Origin of the sequence: Aromatoleum toluclasticum ATCC 700605 (assembly GCF_000378245.1) — a bacterium.
GTDB lineage: Bacteria > Pseudomonadota > Gammaproteobacteria > Burkholderiales > Rhodocyclaceae > Aromatoleum > Aromatoleum toluclasticum.
On record NZ_KB899518.1, the window covers coordinates 1 to 11,823 of the forward strand.

At 68.3% G+C, this 11,823-nt stretch carries 10 protein-coding genes and 1 pseudogene; all 11 read left to right on the forward strand.

The genetic code is table 11. The annotated features are described in order from the left end of the window. Positions 1–183, forward strand: a pseudogene (locus tag F464_RS29695) (UbiD family decarboxylase); the annotation flags it as partial. A 285-nt stretch (positions 184–468) separates the two neighbouring features. After that, on the forward strand, positions 469–1,509 hold the full coding sequence (locus F464_RS0126675) for an ABC transporter substrate-binding protein (protein WP_018992930.1): 1,041 nt from the start codon (positions 469–471) through the stop codon (positions 1,507–1,509). Next, positions 1,506–2,360 carry an ABC transporter ATP-binding protein gene (locus F464_RS0126680; RefSeq protein WP_018992931.1) on the forward strand — a complete coding sequence of 285 codons (855 nt, stop codon included), beginning with the start codon at positions 1,506–1,508 and terminating at the stop codon, positions 2,358–2,360. The genes F464_RS0126675 and F464_RS0126680 overlap by 4 nt, the downstream gene beginning before the upstream one ends. After that, complete coding sequence (locus F464_RS0126685; protein ID WP_018992932.1) at positions 2,357–3,166, forward strand: ABC transporter permease; 810 nt, start codon at positions 2,357–2,359, stop codon at positions 3,164–3,166. The genes F464_RS0126680 and F464_RS0126685 overlap by 4 nt, the downstream gene beginning before the upstream one ends. Positions 3,167–3,225: 59 nt before the next feature. Further along, the gene (locus tag F464_RS0126690; RefSeq protein ID WP_018992933.1) at positions 3,226–4,725 is read left to right on the forward strand and encodes a UbiD family decarboxylase; all 1,500 of its coding nucleotides are present in this window, start codon (positions 3,226–3,228) and stop codon (positions 4,723–4,725) included. Positions 4,726–4,872: 147 nt separating this feature from the next. Next, entirely contained in the window at positions 4,873–5,514 is a 642-nt protein-coding gene (locus F464_RS30140; protein ID WP_232429045.1) for a helix-turn-helix domain-containing protein, read from the forward strand. 58 nt (positions 5,515–5,572) lie between these two features. After that, positions 5,573–6,742 (forward strand): MFS transporter, encoded by a 1,170-nt coding sequence (locus tag F464_RS0126700; RefSeq protein WP_018992935.1) that lies wholly within the window; start codon positions 5,573–5,575, stop codon positions 6,740–6,742. A gap of 93 nt (positions 6,743–6,835) precedes the next feature. Next, complete coding sequence (locus F464_RS0126705; RefSeq protein WP_018992936.1) at positions 6,836–8,050, forward strand: cupin domain-containing protein; 1,215 nt, start codon at positions 6,836–6,838, stop codon at positions 8,048–8,050. A 37-nt stretch (positions 8,051–8,087) separates the two neighbouring features. Beyond that, the gene (locus F464_RS0126710; protein ID WP_018992937.1) at positions 8,088–9,641 is read left to right on the forward strand and encodes an ethanolamine ammonia-lyase reactivating factor EutA; all 1,554 of its coding nucleotides are present in this window, start codon (positions 8,088–8,090) and stop codon (positions 9,639–9,641) included. Continuing rightward, positions 9,638–10,642: a prolyl aminopeptidase gene (pip, locus tag F464_RS0126715; RefSeq protein ID WP_018992938.1), complete on the forward strand. Its 1,005-nt coding sequence runs from the start codon at positions 9,638–9,640 to the stop codon at positions 10,640–10,642. The genes F464_RS0126710 and pip overlap by 4 nt, the downstream gene beginning before the upstream one ends. 124 nt (positions 10,643–10,766) lie before the next feature. Then, on the forward strand, positions 10,767–11,822 hold the full coding sequence (locus F464_RS0126720; protein ID WP_018992939.1) for an ABC transporter substrate-binding protein: 1,056 nt from the start codon (positions 10,767–10,769) through the stop codon (positions 11,820–11,822). Position 11,823 lies beyond the last annotated feature (1 nt).

Here is an 11,823-nt window from a genome sequence, read left to right on the forward strand (position 1 = left end):
CTGTTCGAAGGCGGGATGGGGATCGACGCGACGGTGCCGTACGGCTACGAGAGCGACTTCCACCGTCCGGTGTACGGGGTCGATCTGGTCAAGCCGGAAAACTTCTTTGGCGCCAAGGACATCGAGAAGATGCGTTCGCGCATGGCCGGCTGGGTGCTGTCGCTCGCACGCACCGGGCGCTGAGCGCCGCCACCCCATCATCAGGAGGAACCCCCGCCCGCCGGCCATGTGACCGGATCGACGGAGCGGGGGTGCCGAAGGGACCAGCAAGAAGGAAGGACGACAAGAAGAAATTTCGGCATTTCACGCGGTGACGCTGAAACGCGGATACCAATCGGGCGATTGCCGGACGTGAGTCCGCGCCGATTCGGGTTCGCCCGCGTGCAGAGACGCAGAAAAAAGACGTCGCGATCGCGACGCCGCCCGCGCGGCACTCGCCGCGTCAGCGACACAAAGGAGGAGCAATCGATGAAATCGGCATGCTTCAGGCTTTTCTCGGCAACCTGTCTCGCGCTGGCGTCGCTCGCCTGTGCCGCCGCTCCGACGGCGGTGCGGGTGGGGCTCGTCAATTCCAGCAGCGACGTCGGTTTTCTGATCGCGGACAAGAAGGGGTATTTCCGCGATGAAGGGCTCGACGTCGCATTCACCCCGTTCGACTCGGCGGCGAAGATGGTCGCGCCGCTCGGGGCGGGGCACCTCGACGTCGGCGGCGGCTCGCCGTCGGCGGGGCTGTACAACGCGATCGCGCGCGGCATCAGTATCAAGATCGTCGCGGACAAGGGCTCGACGCCGACCGGATATGGCTACCAACCGCTGCTCGTGCGCAAGGACCTCGTCGATGGCGGCCGGTTCAAGACGCTGAAGGATCTGAAGGGCATGAAGATCGCCGGGAGCGCGCCCGGCAGTGCCTCGACCTCGACGATGAACGAGATGCTGAAGAAGGCGGGGCTGAAGACCGCCGACGTCGAGCGCGTCTATATGGGCTTTCCGCAGCACGTGCTCGCGCTGCAGAACGGCGCGGTCGACGCCGCCTTGACGACCGAACCGTCCGCCACGCGCGCGATCCAGAGCGGCGCCGCGGTGAAGGTGCTCGGCGACGACGAGGCCTATCCGGACCATCAGCTCGCGGTCGTGCTGTATTCCGGGCCGTTCGCGCGCGAAAAGCCGGAGGTGGCGCGGAAGTTCATGCGCGCGTACCTCCGCGGCGTGCGCGACTACAACGACGCGCTGAAGGACGGCCGGCTCGTCGGGCCGGGCAGCGACGAGATCATCGGCATCCTCACCGCCGCCACGCCGTTGAAGGACGCGGCGACCTACCGCGTCATCAGCGCCAACGGCTGCAATCCGAACGGCAGCGTGCATGAGGCGAGCCTGAGGAACGACCTGCAGTTCTTCAAGGACGAGGGCTTGATCCAGGGCGAGGTCAGCGTCGAGCAGGCGGTCGACAACAGTTTCGTCGAGGCGGCGGTGAAGGAACTCGGCCCGTACGCGAGAAGGAGCGGGCAATGAGCGACTACTCGATCCAGCACAACCTCGCGCAGGCGGCCGCGGCGGGTGAGGCGGCGGCGCCGAAGATCCGTATCCACAACCTCGCGAAGATCTTCGAGACGCGGCGCGGACGCTTTGCCGCGCTCGACGACGTGTCGCTCGACATCCCGGTGGGATGTTTCTTCATGATCGTCGGCCCGAGCGGCTGCGGCAAGACGACGCTGCTGCGGATTCTCGGCGGCCTCGAGTTCGAGACGCACGGCAGCGTCGAGGTCGCGCATTCGGGCAGCGCCCGGCCGCTGAACTCGATGGTGTTCCAGGGCGATTCGCTGTTTCCGTGGATGACGGTGTGGCAGAACGCCGCGTACGGGCTGACGATGCGCGGCCGGCCGCGCGCCGAGATCGAGGAGGTCGTCGGCCACTACCTGTCGCGGATCGGCCTGACGCGTTTCAAGGACGCCTACCCACATCAGCTCTCCGGCGGCATGCGCCAGCGCGTATCGATCGCCCGCGCGTTCGCGAACGACCCGGAGATCCTGCTGATGGACGAGCCGTTCTCGGCGCTCGACGAGCAGAACAAGCTGCTGCTGCAGGGCGAGCTGCTGCGCATCTGGGATGAGACGCGCAAGACGGTGCTGTTCATCACGCACAGCGTCGACGAGGCGGTCACGCTCGGCGACCGCATCCTCGTCATGAGCGCGCATCCGGGCAAGGTCAAGACAGTCATCGACGTGCCGTTCGAGCGACCGCGACAGGTGCTCGAGCTGCGCGCGCGGCCCGAATACGGCGCGCTCGTCTACAACATCTGGGACGAACTGCGCGACGAGGTGCGCCGGGCGCGCGCCCAGGACGAGGAGGGGGTACGGTCATGAGCGTCGCGAAGAAGGCCCGTGCCGCCCAATCGCGCACGAAAATGCGCGTAGCGAAGAACCGCGATCTCGTGATCGGCATCGCATCGCCGCTCGCGCTGCTGCTCGTGTGGGAGCTGTGCGCGCGCCTCGGTGCGATCGACACGCGCTTCTTTCCCGCGCCGTCGCAGGTCGGCGCGAGGCTCGCCGCGCTCGTCGCATCCGGCGCGCTGTGGAGCGACACCGCGGCAAGCCTGACACGCCTCTTCTGGGGGACGCTGCTCGGCGGCATTCCGGCGCTCGCGCTCGGCATCGTCATGGGCTTGTCCCGGCCGATCCGCGCGGTGTTCGACCCGCTCGTCGCCGCGACCTACCCGATCCCGAAGAGCGCGATCCTGCCGTTAATCCTGCTGATCTTCGGTCTCGGCGAAGCGTCGAAGATCGTCATGGTCGCCACCGGCGTGTTCTATCCGGTGCTGATCAACGCGATGGCGGGCGTCATGGAGATCAACAAGATCTATCTCGACGTCGGCCACAACTTCAAGGCGAGCCGCTGGCAGGTGTTCACGACGATCGCGCTGCCCGGCGCGATGCCGCTGATCATGACCGGCGTGAAGCTCGGCGTCGGCATGGGGCTGATCCTGATCACGATCGCCGAGATGGTCGGCGCCGAAAGCGGCCTCGGCCACATGATCTGGAACGCCTGGGAAATCCTCTCGGTGGAAACCATGTACGTCGGCCTGATCGTCGTCGCGCTGCTCGGTTTCCTGTTCTCGCTCGCGCTGACCGAGCTCGAGCGCTGGCTCGTGCCGTGGAAGGCGGCCCGCTAGCGAATCCTTTCGAACGGCCGGCCGGTACGCGGCGCGGCCTCAACGCAGGAGAAGACCAAGTGAATGATAACGTGTTGAACAAGGTGGTCGGCGGCAACCAGGCGGGGCAGGCGGAGGGCTGCCGGATCGATTACGAGGATCTGCGCGGATGGATCGCCGAGGCGGAGAAGCTCGGCGAAGTGCAGGTGATCAAGGGCGCGACCTGGCAGAAGGAGATCGGCATGGCCGCCGACCTCGCGATGCATTCGGACGCCGCCCCGTGCGTGATCTTCGACGACGTGCCCGGCTGCGAGAAGGGCCATCGCGTGCTCGTCAATTTCTTCGGCGGGCGCCGCAAGAACATGACGTTGGGCTTTCCGACGGATCTTTCGCGGCTCGAGCTGTCGCAGGCCTTCCTCAAGAACAGCCTGCGCGACATGGAGCCGATCCCGCACGAGATCGTCGAGGACGGACCGATCTTCGAGAACGTGCTGATGGGCGACGATATCGACATCACGAAGTTCCCGACGCCGCAGTGGCACGAGCACGACGGCGGCCGCTACATCGGCACCGGCAGCTACGACATCACGATGGACCCGGACGAGAAATGGCTCAATGCCGGCACCTATCGCGTGATGATCCACGACAAGAAGACGGTCGGCTACTACATCTCGCCGGGCAAGCACGGCCGCATCCACCGTGACAAGTACGAGGCGCGCGGCGAGCCGATGCCCACCGCGATCGTCGTCGGCGGCGATCCGCTGACCTTCCTGATGGCGTGCAGCGAGGTGCCGTACGGCGTGTGCGAGTTCGACATGGTCGGTGCGCTGCGCGGCAAGGCGACGAAGATGGTGCGCGGCAAGGTCACCGGCATCCCGATCCCGGCCAACGCCGAGCTCGTCATCGAAGGCTACGTGCATCCGACGAAGCGCAAGAAGGAGGGCCCGTTCGGCGAATGGACCGGTTATTACGCGAGCGACGTGCGCGAGGAGCCGGTGCTCGAGATCAAGGCCATCTACCATCGCAACAATCCGATCATTCTCGGCTGCCCGCCGCTGTGTCCGCCCGACGAGATGGCGCGCTACCGCGCGGTCACGCGTTCGGCGCTGCTCAAGCAGGAGATCGAGAAGGCCGGCGTGCCCGACATCACCGCGGCGTGGGCGCACGAATGCGGCGGCGCGCGCATGCTGCTCGCGGTGTCGATCAAGCAGCGCTATCCCGGCCACGTGAAGCAGGTCGGCCACATCGCGAGCCAGTGCCACGTCGGCGCCTACGCCGGCAAGTACGTCGTCGTCGTCGATGACGACATCGATGCGTCGAACCTCGAGGAGGTCATGTGGGCGATGGTCACGCGCTCGGACCCGGCGACGTCGATCGACATCATCACGAACACGTGGAGCACGCCGCTCGATCCGAGGCTCACGCCCGAGGACCGCGAGAAGGGCAACTACACGAACTCGCGCGCGATCATCGACGCATGCCGGCCGTTCCACTGGCGCGACCGCTTCCCGCTGGTCAACAAGCTGAGTCCGGCGGACTTGCAGGTCGCACGCGAGAAGTTCGGTTACCTGCTCGGCTGAGCCGGGCCCCGCTGCCGGGCGACAAGCCCGGCCGTTCCGCGCGCGCTGCCGACTCCCTCCCGGCAGCGCGCGGCCGGACGCGGGCAGCCGATCCATACACTTCGGACGGATTTCGTATCGCATATGAGATCGCAGACGACGTTGATTGTGAGTGAGGCGCAGCGGGCCGAGCTGGAGGCCTGGATCCGGCGCGGCTGCACGCCGCAGAAGCAGGCGCTGCGTGCGCGCATGATCCTGATGAGCGCCGACGGGGTGCCGACCGGCGAGATCGTGCGGCGGCTCGGCACGACCGTGCCGACGCTGAGCCGCTGGCGCCGGCGCTACGCCGAGGCCGGTATCGACGGCTTGAAGAAGGACAAGCCGCGCAAGCCCGGCAAGCCGCCGGTGCCGCAGGCGAAGGTCCGGCAGGTGCTTGCGATGACGACGCAGCCGCCGCCGGACGGCGCCGATCACTGGACCTGCCGCGGCATGGCGCGCGCGACCGGGCTGTCGACGTCTACGATCCACGGCATCTGGAAGGCGGCCGGGATCGCGCCGAATCGTCCGGTGCGCATGGCGCCGCCTGTCGCCGCGCCCGGCGCGTCGGCCGACGACAACGCGTTTCTCGAATTCCTGGAACGGCTGGACCGGGAGAACGCGCGCGGCGTCGATCTGCATCTGATCGTCGATGACAAGGGCGCCTGCGGCCACCCGGCGGTCGGCGACTGGCTCGAGCGGCATCCGCGCATCCACGTCCATGTCGCGTTCGCTACCGAGGCGGACCCGGAGCCAGTCAAGCCGGCAAGCTGAAACGGCTTGCGCGGCGACGCGGCCGGCGCGTCGCCCTCGGGCAGCTACGAGGAGTCGCATGGGTATCCGGATCGTCGTCGCGCTCGCGCTGCTGAACCAGATCGCGTTCAAGGGCAGCAAGATGCTCGTCGCATTGCATGCGATCGAGCTCGGCGCCCGCCCGTTTTCGCTCGGGCTGCTGATTTCGGCGTACGCGTGCGTGCCGCTGCTGCTGTCGGTTCACGCGGGGCGCGTGTCGGACCGGTTCGGCGCGTGTCGGCCGATGATCGCCGGTTCGTTCGGCACCTCCGCGGGCCTGCTGCTGCCGGTCGCGATGCCCACGCTGCCGGCGCTGTATGCGTCGGCGACGCTGATCGGCATCGCGAACGTGTACTTCCACGTGGCCGCGCACAAGCTCGTCGGCTCGCTTGGCGACGGCGCGAAGCGCACGCACAACTTCGGCCTGTTCAGCCTCGGCGCCGCGGTGTCCGCGTTCGTCGCGCCGCTCGTCGTCGGCGGCGCGATCGACGCGCGCGGCCACATCGCGGCTTATCTGCTGCTCGCGGCCGTGTGCGTGCTGCCCGGCTTCCTTCTCCTCCGCCGCGAACGCGGGCTCGCGACGCCGCCCGCGGCGCGCGAGGCTGTGGGTACGGGCGGCGTATTCGCGCTGCTCGCCGACGCGGATCTGCGCCGCACCTACGTCGTCAGCGGCCTGGTCCTCACCGGCGTCGAGCTCTTCGGCTTCTATGCGCCGGTCTATGGCAAGTCGCTCGGCTTTTCCGCGTCGGCGATCGGCGTGCTGCTCGCGACACAGGCGGCCGCGGCCTTCGTCGTCCGGCTGTGGATGCCGCAGCTCGCCGGGCGCTTCGGCGAGGAGCCGGTGCTCGCGGCGTCGCTGCTCGTCGCCGGCGCGACCTACCTGCTGTTCCCGCTGTTCGACGATCTCGCGATGCTCGTGGCGATCGCGTTCGTGCTCGGCCTCGGGCTCGGCTGCGGGCAGCCGCTGTCGGTCGTGCTCACCTACAACCGCTCGCCCGCAGGCCGCGCCGGCGAAGCGCTCGGCCTGCGCGTGACCGTCAACAAGGCGACGCAGATCGTCATTCCGGTCGCGTTCGGCTCGCTCGGCGCCGCGACCGGCGTCCTGCCGGTGTTCTGGGGCAGCGCCGCGCTGCTGCTGCTCGGCGGATGGCTGTGTGCACGCGGCGGCGGGGGCCGTGCGAACGAATGTAGAAAGAGTTCCGGTATATGAAACATCGGTCCATTTTCGTTGAATTGGCGAAATGCGCGATGTTAGAGTCGGCTGGAATATTTCGATCAGCGACGCAGCGCCCGGGAGAACGACATGCCGCATGACAAGAACCTCGCCCATTGGCACGAGCCCGCCGGCAACCGCAAGGCCGGCTTCGGCAAGTTCAGGAAGCAGCCGACGCCGTACGACTCGTTCATGGAGTCGGAGGGGATTCCGGTGTTTCGCGACATCGGCATCAGCAAGGTGCAGAACCTGCCGCTCGTGCCGTGGAAGCGCACCGGCGGCCGCGGTCACTTCATCCAGCTGTACGGCACCGAGACGAAGTGGGGCTGCTACGTCGTAGAGGTGCCGCCGGGCGACGCGCTGAACCCCGAAAAGCACATGTACGAGGAAATCTTCCTCGTCGTCGAAGGGCGCGGCACGACCGAGGTCTGGCTCGAAGGCGACGGCCGCAAGCACGTCTTCGAATGGCAGCAGGGCTCGATGTTCTCGATCCCGATGAACGCCTGGCACCGCATCGTCAACGCGACCTCGGGCGGCGCGCTGCTGCTCGCCGGCACGACGGCGCCGAACGTGCTGAACCAGCTCAACAACGTCGCGGCGGTGTTCGACAACCCGTTCGTGTTCCGCGACCGCTTCAGCGGCGCCGACGACTTCTACAAGCCGAACGACGACATCGAGACGGATCCGGTCCGCGGGCTCGCGATGCGCCGCACGAACTTCATTCCCGACATCGCGCGCTGCGATCTGCCGCTCGACAACCGCCGCTCGCCGGGTTATCGGCGGGTCGAGCCGTTCATGACGAACAACTGTTTCTACTACTGGATCGGCGAGCACGAGAACGGCCGCTACTCGAAGGCGCATGCGCACACGTCGGCCGCGGTGCTGATCTGCGTGACGGGCAAGGGCTACACCTACACCTGGCCCGAGCAGCTCGGCGTCAATCCGTGGCAGGACGGCAAGGCCGACGAAGTGCGCCGCCTCGACTACGAGCCGGTCGGTCTGGTCACTGCGGCGCCGGGCGGCGCGCGCTGGTACCACCAGCATTTCGGCGTTGGCGAGGAAGGGTTCCGGCTCACCGCGTGGTTCGGCCCGCACAACCCGGGGCGCGACCCCGGCGCGCCCGGCGCCGAGCATACGGACTACACGGCGATCGACGTCAATGAGGGCGGCACCGCGATTCCGTACTGGCTCGAGGATCCGTACATCCGCGACGAGTACGAGCGCACGCTGAAGAACGCCGGCATCGCGAGCCGCATGGACCCGGCGTGGTACGTGCGGCCGGCCGACGCGGTCGGCGGGAAGTAGGCGAGCCCGGTCGGCATCCCCAGGGGAGGCGTTCAGCATGCGCGATCCGGCGGGCGGCAGGGTGTTCTTCAGCAGCGTCAGGCGCAGCCTCGAAGTCGAGGATGAGATCCGGCTGCTCAGCGTCGGCGTCGACATCGGCTCGTCGACGTCGCACCTGGCGTTCTCGCGTCTCGTGCTCGAACGGCTCGACAACCGCTACGTCGTCGCAGAGCGCTCGATCGTCTACGAGTCGGCGGTGCTGCTGACGCCCTACGCCGACGACATGACGATCGACGCACTCGAGCTCGGCTGCTTCATCCGGCGCCAATATGCGCTCGCGGGCATCGAGCCGTCGGCGATCGACACCGGCGCGCTGATCCTGACCGGCGTCGCGGTGCGGCGGCACAACGCGCGTGCGATCGGCGAGCTCTTCGCCTCGCAGGCGGGCAAGTTCGTGTCGGTCAGCGCCGGCGATGCGCTCGAGACGACGCTCGCGGCATACGGCTCCGGCGCAGTCGCGCGCTCGATCCGCGACGGCGTGCGGGTCATGAACGTCGATATCGGCGGCGGGACGTCGAAGATCGCGGTCTGCGAGGCCGGTGCGGTCGTCGACCTGACGGCGATCGACGTCGGCGCGCGCATCGTTGCGTTCGACGACGAAGGGCGCGTGCGGCGCATCGAGGAGGCCGGCCGGCGCTTCGCGAGCGAGGCGGGCCTCGTGCTCGAGCTCGGCGAGCGGGTCGATCCTGCGGGGCTGCAGCGGATGGTCGAGATCATGGCCGACCGGCTCTTCGAGGCGATGAACGGCGCCGCGGCGAGCGCCGGAACCTCGCGCCTGCTGCGCCTCGCGCCGCTCGCGCCCGGGCGCGGACCGGACGTCGTGACGTTTTCCGGCGGCGTGTCCGAATACGTCTACCGGCGCGAGAGCAGCTCGTATGGCGACCTCGGCGCAGCGCTCGCGGAGGCGGTGTTGCGGCGGGTCGATGCGTGGGGGCCGCGCATCGCGAGCCCCGACGAAGGCATCCGCGCGACCGTCGTCGGCGCCTCGCAATACACCGTCCAGGTCAGCGGCGGCACGATCTTCGTCGCGCCCGCCGACACGCTGCCACTGAGGAACGTGCCGGTCGTCGTGCCGGGCCTGCCGCTCGACGACGAGGTGCTCGATGCCGATTCGATCGCCGACGCGACGCGGCGCTCGCTGTGCCGGCTCGAGCTCGACGACGGCAGCCGCGCTGTCGCGATCTGCTATCGCTGGCGCGGCTCGGCGACCTTCGGCCGGCTCGATGCGTTCTGTCGCGGCCTGCTCGCCGGGCTCGCGCCGCTCATCGACGGCGGCCTGCCGCTGATCCTGGTCGGCGACGGGGACGTCGGCGGCCTCGTCGGCATCCATTGCTGCGAGGAATTGCGCGTGCCGAACCCGGTCGTCTCGATCGACGGGATCTCCGTCGCCGAGTTCGATTTCATCGACATCGGCGCGCTGCTCGAAACTTCGGGCGCGGTGCCGGTGGTGGTGAAATCGCTGGTGTTTCCGGCGTCGAGCGCGCTCGGTCGTCCGCCGGAGGCCGGCGCGCATGCCGAACGGTCCGCTACGTTGGGGACGGCGCCGGCATGAGCTGGGACAGCGTGCCCGCATCGCCGGCCGTCGCGCTGTATCCGCCGGTCGCGTCGCACGACGCGGGCTTCCTGGATGTCGGCGACGGCCATCGGATCCACTGGGAGGTCGGCGGCAACCCGCTCGGGCGGCCGGCCCTGTACCTGCATGGCGGACCGGGCGGCGCGGTGACGGCCGACGCGCGGCGCTTCTTCGACCCGGCGCGCTATCGCATCGTGCTGTTCGATCAGCGCGGCTGCGGGCGCTCCGAGCCGCGCGACCGGCTCGAGGCGAACACGACCGCGCACCTGATCGGCGACATCGAAAAACTACGCGAGGCGCTGGCGATCGACCGGTGGCTGGTGTTCGGCGGCTCGTGGGGCGCGACGCTCGCGCTCGCGTACGCGCAGCGCTATCCGGCGAGGGTCGCCGCGCTGGTGCTGCGCGCGGTGTTCCTCGGCCTGCAGCGCGAGCTCGACTGGCTGTATGCGCACGGCGCGTCGCAGCGCTTTCCCGACGCCTGGGAACGATTCGTCGCGCCGATTCCCGCGCACGAACGCGACGAGCTCGTCGGCGCCTACCACCGTCGCGTCGTGAGCGCCGATCCCGCGGTCGCACTGCCGGCGGCGCGTGCATGGTGCGCCTGGGAGGATGTGCTGATCGCCGGTGGGCCTGCCGACGCCGCCGACGCCGCCGACGCCGCCGACGACGCCGGTGACGCTGCGCTGCTGACGCGCGCGCGGATCGAGACCCACTATCTCGTCCATCGCGCCTTCCTCGAAGAAGGCGAGCTGCTTGCGGGCGCCCATCGCCTCGCGGGCATTCCCGGTGTCGTCGTGCAGGGCAGCGCCGACGCCGTGACACCGCCGGCCTCCGCGTGGGCGCTGTGCCGCACGTGGCTCGCCGCGACGCTCGTTGTCGTCCCCGGCGAAGGCCATTCGTCGAGCGAGCCCGGCATCCAGCGTTCGCTCGTCGCTGCGACCGACCGGTTTTGCAGTGCCGACGGCAGGAACCACATATGAAAGCGCCGATTAATAACAACCGTTCGCCCTGAGCCTGTCGAAGGGCGGGTGGCAGAGCTTCGACAGGCTCAGCCCGAACGGCAGTTGGTTGCCGGGTTAATTGGCATTACCGGAGGAGCAAAAGATGAGCTGGCTTGGAGAATGCAAAATCTGGTCGCGCGTCGCGGTGATGGCCGCGCTCGCGTGGGCGACGGCCGCCGGCGCGCAGTCGGGCGCGCCGAACGAAGCGATCTACATGTACCGCGGTGACGATCGCGTGGCGCGCCTCGTCGACAAGGCGAAGGAGGAAGGCAAGCTCGTGCTGTATACGTCGCTCGCGACGACCGAGTCGATCCCGCTGACGCAGGCGTTCGAGAAGAAATACGGCATCAAGGTCGAAATGTGGCGTGCGGTCAGCGAGAAAGTCGTGCAGCGGACCGTGGCCGAGGCGCAAGGCAAGCGCTTCGCGGTCGACGTCATCGAGACGAACGGCCCCGAGCTCGAGATGCTGACGCGCGAAAAGCTGCTGTCGGAGTTCTACAGCCCGTATCTCGCCGATCTGCCGGCGTCCGCGTTGCCGGCGCATCGGCAGTGGGTGTCGGACCGCGTGAATTTCTTCGTCGTCGCGTACAACACGACGAAAGTGCGACGCGACGAGCTGCCGCGCACCTACGAAGGTTTCGCCGATCCGAAATGGAAGGGGCGGATCGGCATCGAAGCCACCGACCATGAGTGGCTCGCGACCGTCGTCAAGCATTGGGGCAAGGACAAGGGCATGGCGTTCTTCCGCCGGCTGGCGGACCTGAAGCCGGACGTGCGCAAGGGGCACACGCTGTTGTCCGAGCTCGTCGCCGCGGGCGAGGTGCCGGTCGGGCTGACCGTCTACAACACCTACGCGGAATCGATGAAGCGTCGCGGCGGGCCGGTCGACTGGGTGCCGGTCGAGCCGGTCGTCGGGCGTCCGCAAGGGGTCGCGGTCGCGCGTAACGCGCCGCACCCGCACGCGGCGCTGCTGTTCGCCGACTTCCTGCTGTCGCCCGAAGGGCAGGAGCTGTTCAGCTCGATGGGGCGCGTGCCGGTGAGCCGCAAGGTCAAGACCGAGCTCAACGACTTCACCTACACGATGGTCGATCCCGCGACCGTGCTCGACGAGGCGCAGGTGTGGGAAAAAACGTGGAACGAGCTGTTCCTGGGGCAATGAG

Bases quoted from the DNA above. Each gene is read 5' to 3' on its own strand.
- F464_RS0126675 (WP_018992930.1), top strand. From the start codon at position 469: ATGAAATCGGCATGCTTCAGGCTTTTCTCGGCAACCTGTCTCGCGCTG.
- F464_RS0126680 (WP_018992931.1), top strand. From the start codon at position 1,506: ATGAGCGACTACTCGATCCAGCACAACCTCGCGCAGGCGGCCGCGGCG.
- F464_RS0126685 (WP_018992932.1), top strand. From the start codon at position 2,357: ATGAGCGTCGCGAAGAAGGCCCGTGCCGCCCAATCGCGCACGAAAATG.
- F464_RS0126700 (WP_018992935.1), top strand. From the start codon at position 5,573: ATGGGTATCCGGATCGTCGTCGCGCTCGCGCTGCTGAACCAGATCGCG.
- F464_RS0126705 (WP_018992936.1), top strand. From the start codon at position 6,836: ATGCCGCATGACAAGAACCTCGCCCATTGGCACGAGCCCGCCGGCAAC.
- F464_RS0126710 (WP_018992937.1), top strand. From the start codon at position 8,088: ATGCGCGATCCGGCGGGCGGCAGGGTGTTCTTCAGCAGCGTCAGGCGC.
- pip (WP_018992938.1), top strand. From the start codon at position 9,638: ATGAGCTGGGACAGCGTGCCCGCATCGCCGGCCGTCGCGCTGTATCCG.
- F464_RS0126720 (WP_018992939.1), top strand. From the start codon at position 10,767: ATGAGCTGGCTTGGAGAATGCAAAATCTGGTCGCGCGTCGCGGTGATG.